This is a genomic window from Rubinisphaera margarita, assembly GCF_022267515.1.
GTDB classification, from domain to species: domain Bacteria; phylum Planctomycetota; class Planctomycetia; order Planctomycetales; family Planctomycetaceae; genus Rubinisphaera; species Rubinisphaera margarita.
This window is the reverse complement of sequence record NZ_JAKFGB010000022.1, coordinates 171,872-196,297: the sequence shown is the minus strand read 5'-3', so window position 1 is coordinate 196,297 and position 24,426 is coordinate 171,872. Positions and strand designations below refer to the sequence as shown.

Annotated in this window: 19 protein-coding genes and 2 tRNA genes; 4 read left to right on the top strand and 17 right to left on the bottom strand. The window is 59.6% G+C overall.

Going from position 1 to position 24,426, the window contains the following annotated elements; all coding sequences use genetic code 11:
- Window positions 1-52: 52 nt before the first annotated feature.
- The 3 genes from eno to nadD form a co-directional block, all read right to left on the bottom strand.
- The gene (gene eno, locus L1A08_RS22055) at window positions 53-1,318 is read right to left on the bottom strand and encodes a phosphopyruvate hydratase (protein ID WP_238758755.1); all 1,266 of its coding nucleotides are present in this window, start codon (window positions 1,316-1,318) and stop codon (window positions 53-55) included.
- Window positions 1,319-1,476: 158 nt separating this feature from the next.
- Window positions 1,477-1,707: a hypothetical protein gene (locus tag L1A08_RS22050; RefSeq protein ID WP_238758754.1), complete on the bottom strand. Its 231-nt coding sequence runs from the start codon at window positions 1,705-1,707 to the stop codon at window positions 1,477-1,479.
- A gap of 129 nt (window positions 1,708-1,836) precedes the next feature.
- Window positions 1,837-2,442 (bottom strand): nicotinate-nucleotide adenylyltransferase, encoded by a 606-nt coding sequence (nadD, locus tag L1A08_RS22045; protein WP_238758753.1) that lies wholly within the window; start codon window positions 2,440-2,442, stop codon window positions 1,837-1,839.
- A 390-nt stretch (window positions 2,443-2,832) separates the two neighbouring features.
- On the opposite strand from nadD, the gene L1A08_RS22040 reads away from it, so the two are divergent.
- Window positions 2,833-3,258 (top strand): tetratricopeptide repeat protein, encoded by a 426-nt coding sequence (locus L1A08_RS22040; protein WP_238758752.1) that lies wholly within the window; start codon window positions 2,833-2,835, stop codon window positions 3,256-3,258.
- 167 nt (window positions 3,259-3,425) lie between these two features.
- Window positions 3,426-3,500 (top strand) — tRNA-Pro (locus L1A08_RS22035).
- Here L1A08_RS22035 and L1A08_RS22030 read toward each other — a convergent pair.
- Window positions 3,482-3,664 carry a hypothetical protein gene (locus L1A08_RS22030; protein ID WP_238758751.1) on the bottom strand — a complete coding sequence of 61 codons (183 nt, stop codon included), beginning with the start codon at window positions 3,662-3,664 and terminating at the stop codon, window positions 3,482-3,484. The genes L1A08_RS22035 and L1A08_RS22030 overlap by 19 nt on opposite strands.
- A 106-nt stretch (window positions 3,665-3,770) precedes the next feature.
- Here L1A08_RS22030 and L1A08_RS22025 point away from each other — a divergent pair, with 106 nt between their 5' ends.
- The gene (locus L1A08_RS22025; protein WP_238758750.1) at window positions 3,771-4,061 is read left to right on the top strand and encodes a hypothetical protein; all 291 of its coding nucleotides are present in this window, start codon (window positions 3,771-3,773) and stop codon (window positions 4,059-4,061) included.
- Window positions 4,062-4,158: 97 nt separating this feature from the next.
- Here the strand turns inward: L1A08_RS22025 and L1A08_RS22020 are convergent, their stop codons facing one another.
- The 13 genes from L1A08_RS22020 to L1A08_RS21960 form a co-directional block, all read right to left on the bottom strand.
- Entirely contained in the window at window positions 4,159-4,446 is a 288-nt protein-coding gene (locus tag L1A08_RS22020) for an addiction module protein (RefSeq protein WP_238758749.1), read from the bottom strand.
- Window positions 4,447-4,604: 158 nt separating this feature from the next.
- Entirely contained in the window at window positions 4,605-5,462 is an 858-nt protein-coding gene (locus L1A08_RS22015; protein WP_238758748.1) for an ion transporter, read from the bottom strand.
- Between the two features lie 130 nt (window positions 5,463-5,592).
- Entirely contained in the window at window positions 5,593-6,642 is a 1,050-nt protein-coding gene (locus L1A08_RS22010) for a ParB/RepB/Spo0J family partition protein (RefSeq protein WP_238758747.1), read from the bottom strand.
- Between the two features lie 276 nt (window positions 6,643-6,918).
- A complete protein-coding gene (locus tag L1A08_RS22005) occupies window positions 6,919-9,183 on the bottom strand; it encodes a SulP family inorganic anion transporter (protein ID WP_390896952.1) in 2,265 nt (754 codons plus the stop codon).
- 241 nt (window positions 9,184-9,424) lie between these two features.
- On the bottom strand, window positions 9,425-9,760 hold the full coding sequence (locus L1A08_RS22000) for a hypothetical protein (protein ID WP_238758745.1): 336 nt from the start codon (window positions 9,758-9,760) through the stop codon (window positions 9,425-9,427).
- Between the two features lie 161 nt (window positions 9,761-9,921).
- Complete coding sequence (locus L1A08_RS21995) at window positions 9,922-10,668, bottom strand: glucosamine-6-phosphate deaminase (RefSeq protein ID WP_238758744.1); 747 nt, start codon at window positions 10,666-10,668, stop codon at window positions 9,922-9,924.
- A 159-nt stretch (window positions 10,669-10,827) separates the two neighbouring features.
- Window positions 10,828-13,119: an ATP-dependent helicase gene (locus L1A08_RS21990; protein WP_238758743.1), complete on the bottom strand. Its 2,292-nt coding sequence runs from the start codon at window positions 13,117-13,119 to the stop codon at window positions 10,828-10,830.
- 877 nt (window positions 13,120-13,996) lie between these two features.
- On the bottom strand, window positions 13,997-16,525 hold the full coding sequence (locus L1A08_RS21985; RefSeq protein ID WP_238758742.1) for a multiheme c-type cytochrome: 2,529 nt from the start codon (window positions 16,523-16,525) through the stop codon (window positions 13,997-13,999).
- A 137-nt stretch (window positions 16,526-16,662) separates the two neighbouring features.
- The gene (locus tag L1A08_RS21980; protein WP_238758741.1) at window positions 16,663-18,867 is read right to left on the bottom strand and encodes a serine/threonine protein kinase; all 2,205 of its coding nucleotides are present in this window, start codon (window positions 18,865-18,867) and stop codon (window positions 16,663-16,665) included.
- 382 nt (window positions 18,868-19,249) lie between these two features.
- Complete coding sequence (locus tag L1A08_RS21975; RefSeq protein ID WP_238758740.1) at window positions 19,250-19,525, bottom strand: transposase; 276 nt, start codon at window positions 19,523-19,525, stop codon at window positions 19,250-19,252.
- A 139-nt stretch (window positions 19,526-19,664) separates the two neighbouring features.
- On the bottom strand, window positions 19,665-20,330 hold the full coding sequence (locus tag L1A08_RS21970; RefSeq protein ID WP_238758739.1) for a DedA family protein: 666 nt from the start codon (window positions 20,328-20,330) through the stop codon (window positions 19,665-19,667).
- A gap of 287 nt (window positions 20,331-20,617) precedes the next feature.
- On the bottom strand, window positions 20,618-21,022 hold the full coding sequence (locus L1A08_RS21965) for a hypothetical protein (protein ID WP_238758738.1): 405 nt from the start codon (window positions 21,020-21,022) through the stop codon (window positions 20,618-20,620).
- A gap of 366 nt (window positions 21,023-21,388) precedes the next feature.
- A tRNA-Met gene (locus L1A08_RS21960) sits at window positions 21,389-21,462 on the bottom strand.
- A gap of 616 nt (window positions 21,463-22,078) precedes the next feature.
- Between L1A08_RS21960 and L1A08_RS21955 the strand changes: the two genes are divergently transcribed.
- The gene (locus tag L1A08_RS21955) at window positions 22,079-24,301 is read left to right on the top strand and encodes a HEAT repeat domain-containing protein (RefSeq protein ID WP_238758737.1); all 2,223 of its coding nucleotides are present in this window, start codon (window positions 22,079-22,081) and stop codon (window positions 24,299-24,301) included.
- The last annotated feature ends 125 nt before the right edge of the window (window positions 24,302-24,426 follow it).

Genomic DNA, 24,426 nt, shown 5'->3' with positions numbered 1-24,426 from the left:
ATTCAGAGCAGCACTGCTGGGCAAGCCAGCGGTGGCACCCGTTTGGAGTTCCTTAGGAGATCGTTCCGCCGTACTGAGCGGTGTGGCCGAGGATCTCTTCGATTCGCAGCAACTGATTGTACTTGGCGATGCGGTCGGTGCGGCTGGCCGAGCCGGTTTTGATCTGACCGGTGCCGAGAGCGACGGCCAGGTCGGCGATCGTCGTGTCTTCGGTTTCGCCCGAACGGTGGCTCATCACGGCCGTGTACTTGTTGCGGTAAGCCAGGTTCACCGCTTCGATAGTTTCGGTCAGCGTGCCGATCTGGTTCACTTTGACCAGGATGCTGTTGGCGATGCCACCATCGATACCGCGCTGGAGACGCTTCGAGTTGGTCACGAACAGGTCGTCGCCGACGAGCTGGCAGCGATCGCCGACGGCGTCGGTCAGCATCTTCCAGCCGTCCCAGTCGTCTTCGCCGCAGCCGTCTTCGATCGAGCAGATCGGGTACTTGTCGACCCAGCTGGCGAGCAATTCCACGAAGCCAGCCGAATCGTAGCTGGTGCCTTCGAGGTTGTACTTCTTGCCGTCGAAGAATTCCGAAGAGGCACAGTCGAGAGCGATTTTGACCTGATCGCCGGGCTTGTAGCCTGCTTTTTCGATGGCGGTTAGAATGACTTCGATCGCTTCCTGGCTGTTCGGCAGATCCGGAGCGAAGCCCCCTTCGTCGCCCACAGCGGTGCTCATTCCCTTGTCGGAAAGGACCTTCTTCAGGTTGTGGAAGATCTCGGCTCCACAGCGAAGACCATCGGTGAAGGAGGAAAAACCGAGCGGCATCACCATGAATTCCTGGATGCCGATGCCGTTGTTGGCGTGCTCACCACCGTTGATGATGTTCATCATCGGGGCGGGCAGAACGGTTGCAGCCGGTCCGCCGACGTATCGGAACAGCGGCAGATCGCAGGAGCGGGCGGCGGCGTGAGCGGCAGCCATCGAGCAGGCCAGGATGGCGTTGGCGCCCAGGCGGGATTTGTTTTCGGTGCCGTCGCAGTCGATCATCGCACGGTCGATGGCGACCTGATCGGTGACGTCCATATCGTAGAGCAGGTCGGCGATTTCGCCGTTCACGTTCTGCACAGCCTTGAGAACGCTCTTGCCAACGTAGACCGATTTGTCGCCGTCGCGGAGTTCGCAGGCTTCGTGCGTTCCGGTGCTCGCGCCGCTCGGGACGGCTGCGCGGCCGATGGTGCCGTCTTCCAGTTCGATGTCGACTTCGACGGTCGGATTACCACGGCTGTCGAGAATCTGTCGTGCGAACACGCCTGAAATTGCCAAACCCATTTTGAAATCCTCTCTGTAAGCTATGCGATTGAAGCCGCCCGAACGCGGCTTCTCGGTTGAATTCGTGCCTTGTGAGCGTGGTTTTTACCACGCGGCCCGCGAAACATCCACGGTCGCCCGAAGTGAATTCACGAATTCACTTCGAATGCAGATATCCACTAGTTTTGATCATTTCCCGAGCGAGAGCGGACCGAGCGGACGATCAGCCAGGCGGCGACGGCGGCGACGCCGAGAGCCGGGGCGACGTGCATCGGCTCGGTGAAGTAGTGTGTCAGGCCGGTCGAAGTTTCCGGATTTCCATGCCCCGGGTGAGCCAGAACAGGTTGAACAGCTCCGGTCAGGCCAGCAAAGAACGACGCCACAACGGCAGACACAGAGCGGTAACGCATGGTTTTCCTCAACTTCTTTCAGTGGTTTCTTTGAGCCGCCGGAATGCAAATTTCTGCCGGAGCGGCTGTCTTGATCGCACAACGGGGCGGGCCAGCGGAGGCCATCCTCGCGGGGTTCGGGCGCGAAATTCAGTTCGCCCGATACAGTCCATTCTCAAGAATATACCGCTCCACGGGCCGCGGTGTAAGGAATCGGATTGAGAGATTCTGCTGAACCCGCTCCCGGAGAGCCGTCGCCGAGATGCCAATTCCGGGCATTTCGACCAGCTGAACTCGCTCCCGAAGGGGCTCGGGCAGGCCGTCGAGCATCGCCTGGAGTTCGCCTTCCGGGGTATTTCCACGGTTCACGGCGACGATGGTGGCCAGTTCGGCAATGCGTTCCGGCTGCCGCCAGGTCGGGAAATCGCGGAGCGAATCGGCTCCAATCAGGAAGAACAATTCGGCGTCCGGGAACTCCGATTTCATCTCGGCAAGCGTGTCGACGGTGTAGCAGACCTCGGCTTTTTTGAGCTCCCGCGGGTCGACCACAAACTCCGGAATTCCGGCGGCGGCGAGTTCGAGCATCGCCTGTCGCTGCTTGGCCGACGTCGGCTGGTCGTCCTGTTTGTGCGGCGAACAGTGATTCGGCACGAACCGAACCTGGTCGAGCTGACAGGCTTCGCGGCAGGTTTCGGCGAGGATCAGGTGAGCGAAATGAACGGGATCAAAGGTCCCGCCAAGGATTCCCATACGCATGCGGACGGACTTTCGGCAATCGATTCAAACAGGGTTTCACGTGAAACTGTGATCGATTTCGCCGTCAGGTCAAGCGGTGGCGGCGAGTCCGGAAAAGAAAAACGGCGCGGCAAGTCCCCTCAATGCTCCCAGCATTTCCTGCCGCGCCGATAGCGCACATCCGGGGAATGCCCCCCGAACGTTCGTGTTTTCAGATTGTCTGTCCCCGTGAGGACGTACCAAAAGATAGGTCGCATTCCGGGTGGGTCAAATTGGATTTGGGAGAAATGTGAAGGGCCGAGAGACGTGTGCTGCAAGCAACGAACATGGGTGCCACTGCTGGCTTGTCCACACCGCAGGGTGCGGCGTAGGATCGTTGCGGAAGTACACAAAGCTCGCCGGAGAGGCCGAATGCCAGAACTCAGCGATAAGACATGGGCAAAGATCGACGCACTCTGTTTGCGCGGAAATGAGTTGATGGACCAGGGTAAGTTCTCCACGGCACTCGATCGCTACTCAGCGGCATTGAAACTAATCCCGCCCCCTGCAACGAATTGGGAAGCTGGTGTGTTCCTCTACAGTTCGATGGGAGATGCATACTTCAACTCCGAGGAATTCGCCCATGCTGCGGAATGCCTGGAGCTTGCCGTTCAGTGTCCGGGAGGAGTCGGGAATCCGTTTGTCCATTTGAGATTGGGGCAATGTCGATTGGAGCTGGGGAAATCGGATGCAGCTGCGGATGAACTGATGCGTGCGTTCATGGGAGCAGGTCAGGAGATTTTCGACGACGAGGATCCCAAGTACTTCAAGTTTCTGAAGACGAGGGCAGAGATCTGAGCACCGTGCCTCGACTCTGCCGCCTCGAATAGAACTCGCCTCATTGATCGAACAGCACTGCTGGGCAAGCCAGCAGTGGCACCCTCTGGTCGGTGTGGGAAAGTCAAACTCCTTCCCGAAAACCGATTGACCGCCAACTCGCAAGTTCCTAGAATCCGCCAACGCCTCGGGGCGTAGCTCAGCTTGGCTAGAGCGCCTGCTTTGGGAGCAGGAGGTCGCACGTTCAAATCGTGTCGCCCCGACTATCTTTCGAAACAAGCCCATCGTCGTTTTTGGCGGTGGGCTTTTTGCTTGGAATCGCACGCTTCTTGCCTGCTTCACCCAGTTCAATCAACGTCCTGTTTCCAGGGGGAAGCGTCTGGTATTTGGGTAAGGGGTTGGTCGGCACGGCGTTGACGTGGTTCAAACGGACCTTACCTGCTGAGATCGCACGCTCTATTTGCTAGAATCTGACACAACCTGGATTAGAGAACAAGACTCTTGTGTTTAACGGCAATAGCCTGGGAGACAACATGGCAGATTCTCATGAGCCTGCGCAGGAAAGCGAATGGCCACGGAAGGTTGTTCGTTTTACTGGCCCCATTTTTTTAATTCTCGGGGGCATCGCCCTTCTCGGTAGCTGGGCAATTACTGATCCCACCGTTGAGAAGATCAACATGGTGACGGGAGCCATGGTCTTCTTTGGCTTGTGTGCAATCACGCTCTGGGTTGGACTGAAACGAGAAATCAGCCGGTTACACTCACAGGTTGATTTACTCTCTAAAGAGCGGGACGAATGCGGTAGTGATTCTCCTGCGCGTTGAGTGCTTGTGTCGCTCAGATGGCGAAAATGCGACGATTACGCTGCCAGAATCAGCCTCACGACATCGTCCTCCCGGAGACTCACCCAGAACGGTTCCCTCAATCGCGGGCATTAAGAATCGGGCCTCGAGCGCCCTCGCCAGAAGTTCGCTCATCCCGAACGCCGTGCTTTGCGAAGAGTCTGGCTCGGATGGTTGACCACTCTTCCGTGCTCACTGAGCCGGCTTCAATCTCGCGGCGCCTCTGCCCGATTTCTTCGATCCATTCGTTCGTCAACGGAGGCGGCTGGTCCTCGGGCGTCGAGGACGCGAGCGCCTCGATCAGTCGAAGCTGATCTTCGACGGACAGCTGCGAAGCATCGGTCAGCACAGAATCGAAATCGGGCATCTCATCCTCTCAGTCAATTCGACCCAAGGGGTTTGCGAGCCGGGGGAGGCACCGCACGTTGTCGAACTTTATGCTACTTGCTCATCGGTGAGTCGCCAAGAAGTTTTCCGCGATTCGGATCCGCTGTCCCGGTCCCGCGTCGTCCGGTTCGCCGGTCCTCACTGCGTTCCGGCGGGGTTCGATTCCTGCTTCGTTTCATCCTCTTTGGCTGCCTCGTCTTCGGCGGCGGTGGTGCCGACGTCCTTGTGGCGTTCGAAGATGTGGAGTTGCTGGCGGCGGATTTTCGGGAAGTGGTCGAGGGGATCGAAATCCGGGTCTTCGGCCTTCTCGAAGACCTCATCGAAAGCCGAGGTGATCGCGCTGAAGCAGGCCATGAAAATGGCCAGGCCGGCGATCATGTAGATCATCACTATCGCCTTGCCGGCGGTCGTTGCCGGAGAGATGTCGCCGTAGCCGACCGTGGTTCCGGTCACTTCCAGAAACCAGAGCGTCGTGAACAGATTGCGGAACTCTTCCTGCTCGGGGCCTTCCACTTCGTAGAGGGCGAACATCGTCAGCAGGATGATCATTGCGGCTGTGAACAGGAGCGGTCGAAGGTTGAAGTAGGCCCGGTAGAAGCCGAGCGTCATCACCTGCAGTCCCCGGTTGTACCGGAAGAACTTGAGCATCCGCAGCACGCGGAGGGTGCGGATTTGGCGCAGGTACGGATCAACGGCCGGGATGAATCCGATCCAGAAGGGGAGAATGGAGACGAGATCAATGATGCCGAACGTGGTCAGAGGATAGTACCCGCGGCCGGAATTTCGCATCCAGCGGAGCACGTACTCGACGGTGAAGATCAAGGCGACGCAGCGTTCGGACCAGAGGAAAAACGGGTGACTGTCGAGGCTGTCGTCGAGGGGATAGAGGTGGCACTCGAGGGCGAGCATGAAGACGCTGTAGAGCACGAGCGGCTGGGCGATCCGGTCGAGGAAATCGATGGCGGGGCGCAGTGTTCCTCGAAGCGGATTGGACATGTCTCTTCCTTGTTCGGGGGCCAGTGATCACGAGGGCACGAAAAAACCCGGGTGAAAACACCCGGGTTCCTTCATCGCCTCTTTTGATTATAGAGGAGTGGTTTTGTGGCACCACCCCCTCATTCTGAGATCACGCGGCTCGCGACTGCACCGACTGCAGCGACTCGACGATGCGGTCGAAATCGTTCTGGTTGGCGAAGTGCAGAACGACCTGTCCCGATTCAGCCGTCTTGAGTTTCAGTTCGACCTTCACGCCGAGCGTGTCGCGGAGTTGATCCTGGATCGACTGCAGATGGTTGTTGAGCTCGGGCTTGGCGGGCTTGTCTTCCGGCGGCGTCATTGGAATCGTGTCGGCCTTGCCGCTCAGTTCCTTCACCGCGGCTTCGGTCTTACGAACCGACAGCTGCTCCTTGACGACGCGGTCGGCCAATTCGAGCTGCTGAGCTTCTTCCTTCAGGCTGAGCAGAGCCCGGGCATGGCCGGCGGTCAGCTTCTGGTCCTGAAGAGCGTTCTTGATCGGCACCGGCAGGTCGAGCAGGCGGATCGTGTTGGCAACCGCCGGGCGGCTCATGCTCAACTGCCTGGCCAGCTCTTCGACGGAGCTGTCGTAGTGATCGATGTAGTCACGGAAGGCCTGGGCCTTTTCGAGATCGCCGAGATCTTTCCGCTTCAGGTTCTCTTCGAAGGAGAACTCGCAGGCGGTCTTGTCGATGACGTCGACCACGCGGCAGGGGATGATCGTCAGTCCGGCCTGACGAGCGGCCAGCCAGCGGCGTTCCCCGGCGATCAATTCGTAGTGGTCGCCATACTCGCGAACCAGAACCGGCTGGAGGACCCCGTGCCTGCTGATACTCTCGGCGAGTTCATCGATGCCGGCCTTCTCGAAGTTCTTTCGCGGCTGGTTCGGGTTCCGCTGAATGCGGTCCATGGCCAGCTCGACGAGAACGTCGCCTTCGGCACGTTCGGTGGTTTCACCGCCCGAGTTGGTCGATTCGGAGTACGGCTCATGAGCTGGTCCTCCCCCTCCGAGGAGAGCATCGAGACCACGGCCGAGTCGACGCTTCGGGACGACCTGCGGAGTTTCCTCACTCAAGTGGTCCTGAGCCCCGTCGTGCTGCTGTTCGAGGGACGGCTGAGCGTCCTGATTCTGATTGTCGTGTGCGTTATGTTCGTGATCCATCACTGAAACCTGCCGCAAGAAACGGATTGGAATGACTGGCGAGCGACTCGAAAGTCGGAGTGGCGGAAATCTAAACCGCCTCCCCAAACCGGGCAAGAGCAGTCCGCCGATTGTCATGTTGACAATCGGTCGCGTGTTTCACGTGGAACAAGTCCTCAGAGAAGCATGACAGCGCCACGTCGGTTTCACGTGAAACCGCCAGCCTCTGGCTACAGAAAAAGGCCATCGTCAGAGAACTGACGATGGCCTTCGGTTCGCCCAGGATCAGGCGACTTGTTACTGCGAATCCGCCTCGTCGGACAGGAAGCGGATCTCCCCGCTGCGGACGTCGTACATCGCCGGTACGACGATCACCTGACCGGCATCGAGCCGTTTGCGGATCGCTTCACTGCGGTTGATGATCTCGTCGACAGTTCGTCGGGCGTTGTCGGCGGCGACGGTGTCGACGAACTCTTCAAACTCTTCGCCGGTTTTCGTGACCGCCCGGGCACACTCGCCACGGTCGACCGCGTGCTCGACTTCTTCGACGATCGAGTTCAGATGGGCGCATCCGGTCACTTCGCAGATGTCCTTGTTCTCACCGATCATCTGCACCGAAGACGTCACCGCTCCGCACCGTGTGTGGCCCAGAACCACCACGAGTTTCACGTTCGCCACACAGACGGCGTACTCGAGACTGGCCAGCGACTTTGTCCCGATAATGTTGCCGGCAACCCGGGTGCTGAAGACATCTCCGATTCCCAGGTCAAAGACGAGCTCGACGGGCACCCGTGAATCGATGCAGCTGAGCACGGCGGCCAGAGGACTTTGTCCGCCCGCAGTCGCATCAACCTGCCGACTGAAGTCGCGCGTCAACTGGGTGCCGGTTCGGAAGCGGCGGTTCCCGTCCTTGAGGATGTCGAGCACCTGCTCGGGGGTGACACGATCCTGCAATTCGCGACTGGAGTAATCGGCAAATCGGATTTCGTCCCGCAGCTGATACTTCCTGCGGAAGCCTCGCGTACTCACCGTGACGCCTCGGGAAGGACCGACGTCATTTTTGAAGTCGCGAATCAGGCTCAGGATGTCCGGGTCAATGTAATCCGTGCTGCGGGCATCGACGAGGATATGCGACCCCGGCTGCGCTTCGTTGAACAACTTGTCGAGCGAGGCCCTGTTGAGGAAGCTGACCTGGTTGGCCAGTTCGATGTGCATGACCTGGCCGTCGAGATGCGTCTCCAGAGTTCGCCGGATCGGACGCCGCAGATTGCTGTTGAGGATGAACAGCAGAGCCACGCAGAGACCAATAATGATTCCGATCAGCAGGTCAGTGAAGACAATCGCCAGCAGCGTGATAATGAATGGCGCGAACTGGTAGCGGCCTTCATTCCACATCTCGCGAAACAGCTTCGGACTGGCCAGCTTGAAACCGGTGACCAGCAGGATGGCGGCCAGAGAGGCGAGCGGAATCATGTTGAGGTAAACCGGGAACAGCACGATCGAAGTCGTGAGGAAGATACCGTGAATGATCGCCGCGAGTTTGGTCTTGCCCCCCGCGTCGACGTTCACCGAACTCCGCACGATGACGGACGTCATCGGCAGACCGCCGATCATGCCGGCGACCATGTTGCCGACCCCCTGAGCCACGAGTTCGCGGCTGGCGGGTGAATCGCGTTTCTCTTTATCGAGCTTATCGACGGCTTCCAGATTGAGCAGTGTTTCGAGCGACGCCACGATCGCAATCGTGACGGCGGCCAGGTAGATCGCCGGATTCAGCCATTGAGAGAAGTCCGGCATCGTGAGGAAGGTCACCACCTGACTGACCGAATCGGCCACGGGGATCTGCACGAGGTGGTTGCCCCGGACGGCGAACTGCTCGCCTAGTCGTGGCAGGAACATCTGGGCGATCACCCCGAGGATGACCACGACCAGAGCGGCTGGAATCTTGGATTTCTTGAGGACCTTGAAGTTCTCCCAGAACAGCAGCAGGATGACCGAGAGGATCCCGATCATTGCGGCTCCGAAATGAATCTCCCCTTCGAAGAGGGTCAGCAGTTCAGAGAACGTGTTGTGGTTGTCCGGCTGCTTGAAGGACATTTCTCCTTCCGGGTCGGTGTCGTGGCCAAGCACGTGGGGAATCTGCTTGAGGATCAGGATCACCCCGATCGCCGCCAGCAGACCCTTGATCACACTCGAGGGGAAGAAGGCCGAGAGCGCTCCAGCTCGGAGGATGCCGAGCACCACCTGGATGACGCCGGCGAACACGACGGCCAGCAGGAAGGCATCGAAGGAACCGAGCGTGGCGATCTGAGCGGAGACGATGGCGGTCAGTCCGGCCGCCGGTCCACTGACACTGGTGTGGGAGCCGCTCAAGGCCCCGACCACCAGCCCGCCGACGCAGCCGGCGAGGAGTCCCGAGAACAAAGGAGCCCCGGAGGCCAGGGCGATTCCCAGGCAGAGCGGAAGGGCGACAAGAAAGACCACGAGACCCGAAGTGAAGTCACGCAGGAAGTAGGACGGCTGGTAGCCGGCAAGCGATGGTTGACTCATTGTGGAAAGCATTCAAAAGATCTGGGGGAGTATTCGTACGAGAGTCGGATCAATCCGCGCATCGTCGAGGTGCTTGGCAACTCTCGATCGACCCTTGCAGCAGACCGGGAACTCGAGGTCGGACCCTGCGAGTTCCCTCCGAACAGATTTGCGACCAGCCCGCTGGATTCGGATCCTGTGGATCGACAGACGGAGTTTGTTTCCTCCGCTCTGGATCTCAGCGATTGATGGTCACGCAGCGCAGCGTCAGCTCCTAACAGCGAATGGGAGCGAGCAGGTTGTTTGCGAGTCGGTGGCCAGAACGGGGCGCGGCGGCCTGTCCGCGAGTGGCGGCTGCGCGACCTCCGTGTGGGCCGGAATAAGGGGTGTGAAGCGTAGCATGATGCCGACTACGGCCAAAGCGATGCACGCGAGATTCCGAAATGAACTCGCGGATATCTTCGGAAAGCGATTCGACTTCAGCCAGCCGGGATGCCGCCGTCGCCACAGCGGCGGAGGTTCCGAACGTCAGGGCGAAGGCCAGGAAGACGTATGCGACTTGTCGTAACAGATGCACGCCGTACCAGAATCTTCTCTTTTCGCTTTGCATTGAAGAGAGCCTTTCGGCGGCTGGACACTGTTACTGACCCGATCTACGGACTCTCCCCATGCGGGGAGGTCCGGATCACTTTGTCAGGATATAGAATCGGGCTCGTCCGGGTCAACAACTCTTCGTTGCTCCCGGCCGAGTTAACCGAGTCTTCACCGGGGCTACATCGGCTGATGCGACTGCAGCTTCCGGGCGGCTTCGGTATCCAGATACAGCGTCGTGTCGCCATGAGTCTGCAGGATCGAAGCGGGGACATCCGGGGTTACCGGCCCTTCCACCGAACCCTGCACGGCGACCGATTTTCGTTCATCGGGCACGCTGCAGATGATCGTCTTCGACTTGAGGATCTGCTGGATCGACATGCTGATCGCCTGGGACGGGACGTCGTCGAAGGTCGGGAACCAGCCTTCTCCGAGCTGCTGCTTCCGGCAGGCATCGTCCAGGTTCACGATCAGATAGGGCGTTTGCGTATCGAAGTCGGCTGGCGGATCGTTGAACGCCAGGTGGCCGTTCTCGCCAATTCCGCAGAAGGTGACGTCGATCGGAGCTTCCTGCAGCAGCTTGCCGACCCGCTCACATTCGGCCGGGGCGTCCCCTTCGCCGTCGAGATAGTGGAAGGCCTTCAAGGGAACCTTGTCGACGAATCGTTCCTTGAGATAACCCCGGAACGAAGCCGGGTGCGACATCGGCAGGCCGAGGTATTCATCCAAGTGGAACCCGGTGACCTTGGACCAGTCGATATCCGGCTCCTGGACAAGAGCTTCGAGAACGGTGAACTGGGACGCTCCGGTCGCGACGATGATTCGAGCTTCGCCACGTTCGGCGATCGCTTCTCGGATTTTGGCGGCACCGGCCTGGGCGGCGGCCTGTCCCATTTCCTGGACCGTTTCGTGAATCTTCACCTGCATGATGTCTTCCTCTGAGGGGCTGGGTGCGAGCCGGGATGGCGGGGCACGTTCAATGGTTCTCCGCACGCGTTGCAGGAGCAGGCCGAGACCTGGCAGGTTCACGGCGCACATGCGACTGCACGAGAAGCATGAATATGCTGAGGGAGGCATCGCGGGCGATCAGCGATTGCCCACCGGCTGCAGCGGACACTTATTAACCACGAATGTTTCTACCCGATCCTGCTCCTCAAATTCCACCGTCACGGTCCGTCGGGCTCCGAATCCGCCCGCAGTGGTGACCGTGCCGAGGCCGTAACGAGGGTGCCGAACCGAGGAACCAATCGGGAAATTGAACGGCAGCGAGGCGGCGTCCTTGTTCCCGGCAAGGAGCGAAGCTCCGGTCGTGAGGCGGGGACCTTCGGTGTTGCGATTCAACATCTCGCGGATCGTGGCGATGTCCGATTCCGAGATGTCGTTGATCAGCGAAGACGGCTTGTAGGCGGTGTCGGGTAACTCTTCGATCAGCGTGGTGCCGTCGGTCTGGACCAGATCAATCTCCGACAGAAAGTCGCTCGGGATCGTCGGCATCGAGCGGCCGTGCAGGTCGCGATAACTCGAAGCCGTGAGGAACAGCCGCTCCATCGCCCGGGTCATCCCGACGAACAGCAGCCGACGTTCTTCTTCGTACTCCCGCGGATTGCCTTCCCGCAGAGCCCGCTCGTGAGGCAGCATGTTCTGCTCGACGCCGACGATATACACGACCGGGAACTCGAGTCCCTTGGCCGCATGCAGGGTCATCAACGTGACCTTGCCGGTGTCGGCGACTTCCTCAAGAGCATCGAGATCAGAAACCAGGCTCGTCGTTTCCAGGAACCCTTCGAGCGTGGTGTCGGCATCGAAGATGGTGTCGTGATTCCGAGCTGCGGCTATGAGTTCCTCGACGTTGGCGAGTCGCTGCAGATCCTGTTCGTTCTGGCTCGATGACCAGGGCCGCGTGTAACCGGTCTTGTCGACGATGTCTTCAATGAGCTGCGCGACGGACCCGGAGTCAGCGACGGAGAAGCCCTGCATCATCCGCGCGAAAGCCTTCAGCGAAGCGGCGGCTCGCTTCGGCATTTTCGGAACTTCGTCAGCCCGAAGAGCGGCGTCGATGTAGCTGATTCCTTTGTCGTCGGCGAAGCTGGTCAGGCGATGCTGGCTCGTCTTGCCGATCCCCCGCAGCGGCGTGTTGACCACTCGCATGAAGGCGGTGCGGTTCGCCGGGTTGTTGACCAGATCGAGATAGCCGATCAGATCGCGAACTTCGGCTCGCTGATAGAAGGCCACCCCGGCGGCCACCTGATACGGCACATGATGCCGGCTGAGTGCCAGTTCGAGTTGCCGGGAGATCGAGTTGACCCGGTAGAAGATCGCGAAGTCGGACCACTTCCGTTCGCCGCTGTCGACCATCTGCCGGATGTGCCGGGCGAGTGAATCGGCTTCGCTGGGACTGTCGGGAAACCGCAGCAGTTCGACCGGTTCGCCGTCTGGATTCTCGGTCGTCAGCTCCTTGGCCTTCCGCAATCGGTTGTGAGCGATCAGGCTGTCGGCGGCTCCGAGGATCAGCTTCGTGCTGCGAAAGTTCTGTTCGAGCTTGTAGACTTTGGCGTCGCTGTAGTCCTTTTCGAATCGCAGAATGTTGTCGATCTTCGCTCCCCGCCAGCCATAGATCGACTGGTCGGGATCCCCGGTGACCGACAGGTTTCGTGAGTTCTGCGACAGCGCCCGGACGATCCGGTACTGAGCCTCGTTGGTGTCCTGGTACTCATCGACGAGCACGTACTGATACCGGTCGTCGTAGGCGGATCGGATTTCGTCGTTCTGCTCGAACAGATGCACGACATGCAAAAGCAGGTCATCGAAGTCGACGGCGTTCGACTGCAGCAGGAATTTCTGATAGGCCGGGTAGACCTTCGCGACCACGGCGGTGAAGTGATCGGCGACCGATTCTTCGAACTGCTGGACGAAATCGTGGGCGGTGATGAGCTCGTTCTTGGCGTTGCTGATCATCGCCAGAATCTTGCCGGGCGGATAATGAGCCGCGTCGAAATCGAGATCGGCGAGGACCTGGCGGATCGCCTGCTTCTGATCGGCCGAATCCAGGATCGTAAAGTTCGGCTGCAACCCGGCGACATTTGCCCGCTGCCGGAGGACGTGAGCACAGAAGCGGTGGAAGGTGCTGACCCAGAGATTGCCACTGTTAGTCAGCGTCTTGAGCCGCTCCGACATTTCGCTGGCGGCTTTGTTGGTGAACGTGATCGCCAGAATGTTCCAGGGCTTCACCCCCCGTTCCATTAGCCGGGCGACCCGATGCGTGACGACGCGCGTCTTCCCCGAACCCGGTCCGGCCAGCACGAGCATCGGACCAGTAAAGTGCTCCACGGCCTGCTGCTGAGGAGGGGTCAGATTGTGAAGCAGCGGAGAACCGTCCATGAGAACAGCCGGGACATCCTTGAAAGACGAGAATAGGGCGTGAGTGTGCAAGTCTGCCATTGTACCCCCGACCCGCCAGCCGGACAATTGAGCGGTACTCAAGGACCAGATTCCCTCCCGTCACCTTCAGTCAGTGGCACAGACATTCCTGTCTGTGGACGACCGCCATGGGGTGGCCGTGATAGCTCTGCTATCAGGGCGGCGAAGCCGTGGGAGGATGCCGTTTGGCGAGGGGAAGAATTCAGCCCTGCTTCGTCTTCTCCTCGGAAAAGCCCCTCAGCAATAAGTCGTCCAATCCCGTTCTCCGACGGCTGCGCCGCCCCGAAAGAATCTTTCGGGGCCACCCCGGTTGGTGCCCCTGAGGCTCGCACGAAGGGTGGCCCGTCCGCCTCAGCGGGCGGGCGCGGCAGCGACAAGAGGCCGCACCATCCGCGTTTTGAATCTGGAATCGTCCGGCCATCGAAGAGACCTCGCACATGGCGCGGCCTCTTGTGACTTCGTCACCCGCCCGTGACGGACGACCATTTCTTTCCCGTCACCTTCAGTCAGTGGCACAGACATTCCTGTCTGTGGACGACCGCCATGGGGTGGCCGTGATAGCTCCGCTATCAGGGCGGCGAAGCCGTGGGAGGATGCCGTTTGACGAGAGGAGAAAAGTCAGAGTTGCTTCGCGTTTCCGCTGAATTCAGTCTCTGGCCCATAAGCCGTCCAATCCCGTTCTCCGACGGCTGCGCCGCCCCGAAAGAATCTTTCGGGGCCACCCCTGTTGGGGCCCCCGGAACAAGGCACGTCAATTGACGCACAGACAAGAATGTCTGTGCCACCGTGCCCAAGGTTCGGGGGCACAGTGTCTCGCTGTCCTGTCTTGAACCCGCCATTACGAGACGGACTCATCCCCCGAAGTAGTTCGATCTTCAGATGTCGCCGATGTCTTTCGGCGGCGCCACCAGACGAGGCCGGCCATGCAGGCGATGGGGGTGCAGAAGGCGATCAGCAGTTGACCCCAGGCGGAGAAGAGGACGATCTTGTGCACCAGGCTGGCGTGGTCGACATCGGTGACCGGGATCTGGCCACTGTATTTGGCGACGTGATGCAGGAAGCTCGTCGCGAGATTCTCGGTCGGAATTTCCTTGTGGCAGGCGGTGCAGGTTCCCGCCCGACTCATGACCGCCCGCTCGCGATCGTTGAGCGGACGTGACAGCTGGAAGTGATGGCCGACCGTCATCAGCTGCTCCCCCTCTTCACTCACGATCCGCGACCAGTCGGTATTCATGTTCTCGATCGCGTTCATCTGCGGCTGCGTTCGCTTCGGCAGGATCTCGCGATCGATCGTTTCCAGATCGACGAAGATGTCTTCGTCCCATCCGCGCGGGCCGCCGATGCCGTAGCCGAGCGCTTTCGGATCGGTGTGACACGACTCGCACGTCCGGGCGTTTTTCGTCATCGTATGCGGTTGCGTCGGCGACATGTCGAGGGCGAGCTGCCCGTCGGCTCCGCCGCCTTCGGTGTCGGCATCGGTCTTGAAAATGTGGTTCACCAGAATCGGCTCGCCATCCTCGCCGATGATCGTGACCGACGGCTGGCACCCTGGAGCGAGCGGCGTGATCCGCCCTTCCCCGTTCACGCCGAGCATCGGATTTTCCCAGCGAAGATACGACCGCTGTTCGGTGATCTTCCCGGGGATCATCAGATCGTAATCCGACTCGCCACGGTCGGCTTCGTGCCCCGGTTCCATATGCTTGCGGCCGGCGGCGACCCAGTCGAAGTTCTCGTTGATCCCCTGTTCCGCGAGTGCCTTTCGCATCGCCTGAATCTCGGGATCCTCCTCAGTCCCCTCCTGCTGCTCGGGGCATTCGTCTTTCCGCGAGTAGTCAACCTTCACGTGGCAGCCGTAGCATTGCGGAGCCCAGGAAGCATGGCAGCTGTAGCATTCCATGCGATCCATATGCGAAGCGACCGTCGACATCGAGACCACGCCGCGCTCGCTGATTTCGTTGTCTTCCATCAGCTTCTTCAGCGGCTTCATGCGGAAGTCTTTTCCGTTCGCCGTGTGCACGATGATGTGGTCCCCATCGCGAACAACATTGCCGTACGGATTCCCCCGGGCGGTCAGCAGGTACCCATCCTTCGGCTCGTAGATGGTCCCCTGCAGCGTGTGCTCGTTCAACGTCTGGGTGAGGCCGCGAGCCGGACCGTCCGCCGGCTTCTCCTCATATTCGTCCATGTAGCCCAGCGGCAGATCCCAGGGATACGCGTTCGGCGTGCCGTGGCAATCGGCACATTCAATCTGCACGGCGGCAAGATTCGCTCCGGCCAGGAACCCGTCGCTGTGCACATCGATGGAAGTGTGGCAATCCTGACAGGTCATCCCTTTGATGTAGTGAATGTCCTGCTCCATCGCGACGTAATGTTTGGTGTGCAGCTTCGGCTGCGGGCTCCCGTCTTCAGCGAAGGGAGATTCATAAGGAGTCTCCATCAACCCCTGAAAGGAGACGCCAATTCGTTTGCCGCGATCGTGGCAGGTCGTGCAGGTCTCGACTGGAATCCCGGAGTAGGTCTTCTCGTGAACGGTCACCTTCGCTTCGCGAGTTCCCTGAATCGAATGGACGAGGCAGTGCCCCGGCTCCTCGCGGGTGATCGTCTTGTCGTCACCTTCATAGAACCCTTCGTTGCTGTAGGGGACATGGCATGACGAGCAGCCCATGCCGCGGAAGTCGCCGCGTTTCTGGCGTCCTTTCACCGCGTGATGACACCGCTGGCATTCCTGACGAATGTAGGTGAAGGCGGCGAGCGTCGGATCTTTCTTCACCTCGGCTGGATCGGTCGGAGCTTCGGGAAGCGGTTCGTGACGATCGACCCAGACGTTCGGCTCCATATTTTTGAGCCGCTGCATGTAGGCGCGATACTCCGGCGTGCCGAGACGATCGAGCGGATCTTCCGGATTCTCGACCGCGTAGTTGGCCCACTTGTGTTCGTACCCGGTCAGCGAACCGAACGCCCAGCAGACCCCCTGGATCTTGCCGGCTTCGGTCATCATCAGACTCTTCCACTGCACCTCGCAATGCTTGGGATGGCACTGCCCGCAGGTGTTGTCGTTGATCCACGGACTGCCGGGATCGGGGTAGAAGGCCGCCGTCTGATGAGCCGCCTCTTTCTCGGTCGCCTGCGGATCGCCGCCATGACAGACCACGCACCCGGCCGGATCGCCGAGCTCTTCGCCCTTGACCATGATCCGCTCAAGCATCTCGGAACCGGGCTCGCGAATCAGCTCGATCTCGGCATGACATTTCATGCACCCGGACGCAGCCGCGCCGGGATAATGATCGATCAGTTTTTCTCCCGCTCCGACATCAGAGCAGCAGAGAGTCAACACCAGCGCAATGCCGGTCAGCAGATGAGAAGACATGATGAGCCCGACTCGAATGAGTGGAAAAAGAGGAGGTCGTAAGACGTCATCCTCTTGAGCTCAGGAGCAGAATTCAAGGGCAATCAAAAATCGGGATCGTTCGAGAGGCGCGGTCGACCTGCGATTTTTCGAGCGAATCACGACGTCGATCGCAGAAAGCCTTCGTCCGTGGGGGAGGCGATGATCGTCGCTTCGGGGGACGTTCTGCTCGGCGACGCTTCCGCCGGACTCTGCCCGTCACCGATGTTGGTCTGCCACCAGGTTTTCGCCGAGGACCGTGTCCAGCTTCCAGCGGACTGGCAACTTGCCAGCTCCTGTTCAAGCACGGCTGCGGATTCCGGGCGGTCTGCTTTCTGTTTCTCGAGGCAGCTGAGGATCAGTCGTTCCAGGTCCTCGTCGATGGTCCGGCCGAGTCGTGCGGACGGTTTTTCTGGCGTTGTCTTCACATGGTCGTTGCAGACGTCGACGATGCTTCGTCCCTCGAAAACGGTCGTGCCGGTGAGCAGGAAGTACCCGACCGCTCCGACCGCATACAGGTCGCTGCGAGCGTCGAGCGGTTCGTGGCGGATCGCTTCGGGGGACAGATAAAGAGGTGTCCCGGTCAGCGAGCCGGCCAGCGTCGTGTTCTGATCCGCATCACGCGGCTTGACGAGACCGAAGTCGAGCAGCTTCACGAAATCGTGCAGGCCGCCGTATTGCGTCAGCATGATATTGGCCGGCTTCACGTCGCGATGAATCATCCCGAGTTGATGAGCTTCGGAAAGCGAATCGCAGAGCTGACGCAGAATGTAGATCACCCGACCTTCCGCCTGCGGGCCGTGCTTCTGGATCAGGCTGTCGAGCGAGAACCCGTTGAGGTACTCCATCACATAATAGAAGACACCTTCGGCAGTATGGCCGTAATCGTAGATGGCGATCGTATTGGGATGCGTCAACTGGCTGGTCAGCTGGACCTCTCGTTCGAAGCGGACCAAGGCCTGTTCGTCGGTTCGTTCGGCGTGCAGCAGTTTGAGCGCGGTCGGGCGATGCAGCATCTGATGATGGGCCCGATAGACGACCCCCATCCCCCCTTCCCCGAGCTTCTCGTCGAGGGAATACTGTCCGAGTTGCCGGGATTCAATCGCGGCCTGGCGAACCTTCAGATCGAGATGAGACGCATAGTAGGTTAAACCGCAGAGCCCGAGTGTGGTCACGATCAGCAGGCCAGTCAGAACTCCAAACGCCGTCCGGATTGAGTTGAGGGGACCAAAAGCCTCGGCGGCATCGAACTCGGTCGCCATGCCAATCTGATAATCGGGGAGCCATGTCCACGCGCCGACGACCGGCACGCCCCGGTAGTCCCGATAGCCATTGACATCAACGCCGGCGTCCCCTTCGATTGCGCGGGCGACCATCTGAGTCAGCGGTTGTTCCGAACGCCGCTTCGCCGGCCGTTTCCCTGTCATCAGGTTCACACCGGGATCGCGAATCTGGATATTGAGAAGCGATCGAACATGCTCTTCGTCCGGCAGCATCCCGTTCTCTTTCAGCTGCTCGTCGAACCGACTGTTGGTGATCATCACTCCTTCGCGGTTGAAGGCATACGTCTCGCCCGACTGTCCCGCGTGGGCCACCGAAAGGATTGAAGTGAACTCCTCTTCCGGCCGGATTCGCAAGCCGAGAGCAGCGATCGGCTCGCCATCGTCATTACGAACCGGGGCGACAAGATACATGACTGGAACCCCAACGCGAGCGGTGCCGTCGATATCGGGGTGAATCAGCTTGCTCTTGAAGGGAGGGATCAGAATCGTTTCCCCCGCAAAGACCGGAACGAGCTTGTCTTCGAACAGGCTGGCGATCGAGGCGTCGCCAATTCCAATGTCGAGGTCGCTGGCGAGAATCAACGAGTCGGGATTGATGAGCACGAAACCGCTGACGCGATGGGCCTCCATCCAGGGCGTGATGTGTTCGCGCAGTTGGCCCAGCGCTTCAGACGTCAGCAGATCGGCGGTCCGCCGGGAGGCGTCGGCTTGTTCCGCGATGGCGGCCAGTTCGATGGCCGGCTGCCGGACGCGATCATCTTCGCCGAGTGCCATTGTTTCCGATCGCTGATCGGTCAGCCACAACTCGAGGCCCGCGACGTCGGCATTCAACAGCGACTGAAGCTGCGAGGCCAGATTGGCTTTGACGGAGGTCTCGACCGATCGCATCGTCCACCAGCCGACGGCTGCAACCACGATTGTGGTCAGGGCCGGTCCGAGCCAGAGATGTTTCCGCACCCGCAGACTCGCCGTCAACGCCGAGCCCGCCACCGACTTGAGCCGCGAGACGTGGGTCCTCGAAGTCGATGCAATTCGGCTCATAAGCTCGTCGTCTCAGAAATTCAGAATCAAAAGGGCACCCCAGTCATTGTGCCGGATTCCCTCGCCGTCACAAGCACGCGAACCCGTTTTGAGGAAGATGAACGGGATCTTAACGGATCGAAACGGCGGCGTCGGCGGCCAGGTGGAGGTGGAGCTTGGATCAACTGGCGTGGGCTCAACTCGGGTGTCACTGGCATCCTGCCAGTGCTTTCGTTCCACTCGGCCGTCACCGGGGTGGGCGCCACTGGTGTCTCGCCCGTGCCTCCGTTCCATTCAGCCATGACGATCGAGAGTTGCCACCCTTAATCCCGAGTGCGGTTGCGAGAGTCTCTGACAAAGAAGTCGGACGGCAGACGACTCAGTTCCGGAAGTGAGGTGTCGTTTAGCTCTCCATTCGAACGAAACCAGCGAGCGCTCGACCACTTCCAGAGATGTGGATCTTCAACGAGCCCCATAGATGAACGTGTTCGGGCATGAAGACAAAAGCGATCAGCCGGCAGGAATTCTGGCGGCATGATTGCGTCACACTTTCCGCCAGCCACGATTGCCAGCGAGAATTCCTGAGGAGCGGTAGACGTTGATAGGTGGAGAACGTCAACTCATGCAGATCGCCCGGTTCGTGGTAATGCTTGATCCGTTTGCGGTGAGACGACGACATCAGTTGTCTTTCGGTGAAAACGGGGATCGACGAGGCATGGCTGGTCTGATTATTCGTCCAACGTTATCCGAGGCACTGGCGAGACGCCAGTGGCACCCCTTTCGGGATCTCGCTGATGCCTCGAAGCTATCGATGTCTCTCAGCGATCGGTCGAATTCGTCTCTGTGTCGTTGTCGTTCGACGAGCAGTCGACATCGTTCTGAAGGAAGCAGCCTCGCATTCGCCAGCCGATCCAGGCGAGGAAGAGAACGGCCAGTCCGCCCCAGACCCAGGGCCCGATGGAGCCGACGATGTTCTGCACCATCTTATAGTTGCTGCCGAGTGAATAGCCGAGCAGAGCCAGCAGGGTACTCCAGGCGGTGATGCCGAGCGCGCTGTAAATGGTGAAGACCCAGAGGTTCATCCGCCCGGCTCCGGCGGGAATGGAGATGTAGGATCGGATGCCGGGAACCATCCGGCAGAGAAACACGGCGACGGGGCCATGACGTTGCATCCAGTCGGCGGCTCGGTCGACATCCTTCCCCGAGACGGCCAGCCACTTGCCTTTGTGGTCGGCCCAGCGATGCAGCCGATCCTGCCCCAGCTTTCGGCCCAGGTAATAAAGCGGAAACTGTCCGAGCACCGAACCGAGCGAGCCGGCCACAATCACCAGCACCAGCGAGAGATTCCCCCGCCCGGCCGTGTATCCGGCGAGCGGCATGATCAACTCACTCGGAATCGGCGGAAAGACGTTTTCCAGAAACATCAGCGCCGCAATGCCCCAACTGCCCAGCGTGCTGATGATCGACGTGATCCATTCATCCATCGCTTCATCGTAATTCGGACGCGAGGACCCGCAACGGGGATGCCGGGGAGATTCTTGCGACCCGGGATCGACGTGAAGAACTCACGCCGTGTGCCACTGGCGTCTCGCCAGTGGAAGAGTTCGTGATCGGGCATCGAAGAACCGTCAGCTGTTTGTTCGAGCCGGTCGAACCGGAGCCGTTCTTATGATGGAACTGGTAGGTCTCAAGAGGACACTGCACTGGCGAGACGCCAGTGGCACCCCTTCGGGAACTCAATCATGGCTCAAAGCTAGCGAACCCGAGGTCCTCAGATCCAGCGATTTGTCACTGCCATGCTCACGAAGAATACCGCGACATAGGACAGGCACGCTTGAAGGATCATAAAGGACAGCGTCGCAAGCCGGATCTCATTCAGGATCCAGATTAAAAGACCAGACCATATTAGCTGATACGCAAACAGCAGGTACACAATGTTAAGTCGTGAATCGACGTCGTCGGGTATGGAGTTCACCGAGAACGCTCCACCGTAAACTAAGAGTGCGAGCGTGCATAACGATGGGGAGAATACAAGAGCTTTCGTCAGTGGATTCGAAGCCGTCGGCGATTCGTTGATGGACCACAGCCCGATTCCGATGAACAGACTTGGCCATGAAATCAATGCGGCGAAGGTGAACGTGGTTGTGATGGTCTCGACGAGCAGATAAAGAAACATTCTCAAGCCTCGCCTGGTTGTTCAACCGCTGGTCTGGTTAGTATTAATTTATGTATTAATACTTGTCGGCCTTGGCATTGTAGCCCGATTGATGTTCGTACGGAATTACGAACTAGCTTTCCCACTTGGAATCCGCTTGCGTGTGCCACTGGCGTCTCGCCAGTGGATGCAACCTTCGATTCGGAGTGTGATGATTCCGGCTGGCTTCTGTTCGAGGCGATCGAATGAGTTGCTTTGCAATGCCGAGCATTGAATAAAACAGCGGCACTGGCGGGACGCCAGTGGCACCCCGCGGCAATGCGGGATTGGCACCGCGCATGAAAAAACCTCACGGAGACAATGTGTCTGACCGTGAGGTTTTTTAAGTGGCGGGGGCCGGATTTGAACCGACGACCTCGAGGTTATGAGCCTCGCGAGCTACCAGGCTGCTCCACCCCGCGTTATAGCGCTGCAGGACTGTTTTGCGTCTCGAATAAACAGACGCTGAGCCTGTCATGCGGGGCAAGTGCCCCGTGCGTCCTCACTATATCGGTCCGCAGCCGGGGCGTGAAGCAGGGGAAACCCGTTTTTTCAAAGAATTCCCGGAAAACTCATCGCTCCGCCCGGTTTGGGGGAGGCTTCGGCAGGATCGTTGTCAGCGTCGTGGCGGCGGCGGGAGTTTGCCGCCGTCGCTGAGAATTTGCTGGAAACCTGTATGTGAGTGCGTAAAGTGGGGTAAATACGTGGCGTGTGCGTGCGGCGGGCGAGTGTGCCGGCTGTAACGGTGATGCCGGATCTCCCTGAATTCCTGTTTGGATCGACGGGGAACGGTGGTGGCTGGGTCAAGTGGAATGATCGGTCAAAACGATACTTTCGATATCTGTCGTTGCCTCTGCCCGGACCCGGTCCGCAGAATGGAACGTGCAGTCAAACAGTTGCTGCGGGCTGCACTGTATGAACAACACGCGTCTGACTCACACCGTAGATTCTGTCTTCTAAGTATGAGCGGTGCGGACTGGGACCATTGACTGGTCCTGGCATCGTGCCCTGGGGGTCGTCGGGATGTACCGACTGTGGATGACTTTATGTGTTCTGATTCCGCTGTTCTTCGCGGTGTCTGAAAGTGGTCTGTTACGCGCCCAGAGTGATGGGGAAAGCGGACAGGGCAGTCAGGCTCCGCCAGCCGATTCGCCATTGGCGATCGAGCCACAGACGAATCTGGAATTGCTGGAAACCGCTGTGCTGATGGCCGATTTCGGACGGCCGGAACTGGCGAAGTCGTATCTGAAGCAGATTCTCGACGCCAACCTGTCGGACGACGAGCTGCTGGCTCTCCGCGATGAAGTCGGCTCGGTCGAAATCGTGCGGATGGCTCGTACCGAGACTCTGCAGCCGGAATCTCAACAACTGCTCGATCAGATTGCAGCCGCGTCCGGTCGTCAGGCCATGAACCCGGAGCGGATCGACAAGATTCTGCAGGACCTGGCCGGTTCGCCTCGCGAACGGGAAATCGCCATTTCTGAGCTGCAGGGACTGGGACTGCGGGCGATGCCGCGGCTCATTCAGCATCTGGCCGATCCGAACACCACGCAGACCCGCGATCAGATTGTGTACCTGTTCTCCCGGATGGGCCGCGAAATCATCCCGGCTCTGTTTGCCGCCCTGAATACCGAGAATCCGCTGTTGAAGTCTGCGATTCTCGGAAGTCTGGGAGTGATCGGCGATGAAGAAGACATCAAGCGTCTCTGGTATTACGCCTACAGCGATGCTGAACAGCCCGCCGTGCGTCAGGCTGCCCGCGTCGCAATTTCACGGATTCTGTACGGCACCCCGGACAAGTCCGCGATGCTGTCGAGTTTCGGCGTGAAGCAGGATCTGATCCGCGCGGCGGAGGCATATCTTGCCCAGAAGCCGAACTGGAACGTCAATGAGGACGGAACGGTCGATTTCTGGATCTGGGATCAACAGTCCCGCACGGTCGTTCCGATCTCGGTTTCGCCACGAGCCGCGAATCTTCGCCGAGCCGTGGTGACGAGCCGGCAGGCTCTGTCGTTCTCGCCGGAAGACCTTCACGCTCAAGCCCTGTATCTGACCGCACTTTTAGCGGAAGAAGGCTATCGCGTTGGACCCGAGGAAGCCCTGCCGACCGGCGGTGGTACGCCGTTCAACCTGGCGTTGACGTCGGGTGTCCCCGTGCTTGAGCGGAGCTACGAAATAGCCATGGCAACGGGCCAGCCGCGAGCCGCCGAGACGGTGCTGCGAGCGCTGTCGCTGGTTGGCGAACGGAATCTGCTGAATTCTTCGATCGAAAATCCTTCTCCACTGATTGCCGCTCTGAATGCACCACATTCCGGCGTGCAGTTCGCGGCCGCCGTCGCGATTCTGGAACTGAATCCGAAGCAGCCATTCCGACAGGCGTCCCGCGTCGTCGAGATTCTGGCCCGCGGACTGAGCGACGATGGAGTCGGCAAAGTGCTGATGATCGATCCGAATGTCGACCGTGGTCGCACACTGGCCGCCGCCACCCGGATGCCTCAGGACAGCGTTCGCACGGGGAAAGAGGGCTTCATCGAAGCCAGTACCCGCAGTGATATCAAGCTGATCATGACCCACATCAACTGCATCGACTGGGAACTGTCGCAGACGCTGGCCAACTTCCGGGCCGATGCCCGCACGGCTGCGTTGCCGATCGTGATTTACGGTCCGACCTTCATGGAAGATGACCTGGCTCTGACGATTCAGCGGACATCGAACACGCATTATGTGATCTACACGCCGAAGTCGACGGAGCTGGATCGTCAGCTCGAACCGTTCCTCGTCTCGCAGAGCGAAACGCCACTTTCACCCGTGCTGCGACGTCGGCGGGCAGCAGCGGCTGCCGACTGGCTGGCGACAATTGCCCGACGCAACCAGACGCATCTGTTCGACCTGACCCCGGCGGCTTCGTCACTGAGTCAGGCTCTCAACTCGCCCGAACTGGCCGTCAACTGCCTGACGGCTCTGGGGGCCATTCCGACTCGCGATGCCCAGGACATTATTGTCAACGTGGTGTTGAGCCGGATGGAGGATCTTTCCAGCCGAATCTATGCGACGCGGGTTCTGTCGCGCCACATGCAGGAATACGGCGTTCTGCTCGATGATCGCGACATTGCCGATCTGAAGGATGCCTGGGAAGGCGAGCCTGATCCGGAAATGCAGACCGCTCTGGCCGTGCTGGTCGGATCGCTGCAGCCGAACGCTCCGAAAGTGAGCGAGCGACTCGAACGGCATGTCGTTCCGCCGGCTCCTGCTCAGAATTAGAGCATTTTCACGCTTCTCCTGCAGTCGCATGGGCGCCACTCGCGGGCGGCGCTCGACACACGGGTTCTGTCGGGTAGAGTATAGACCTTTCCCCGATCGCTTCGGTCGGGGCCGTCTTCGGTCTC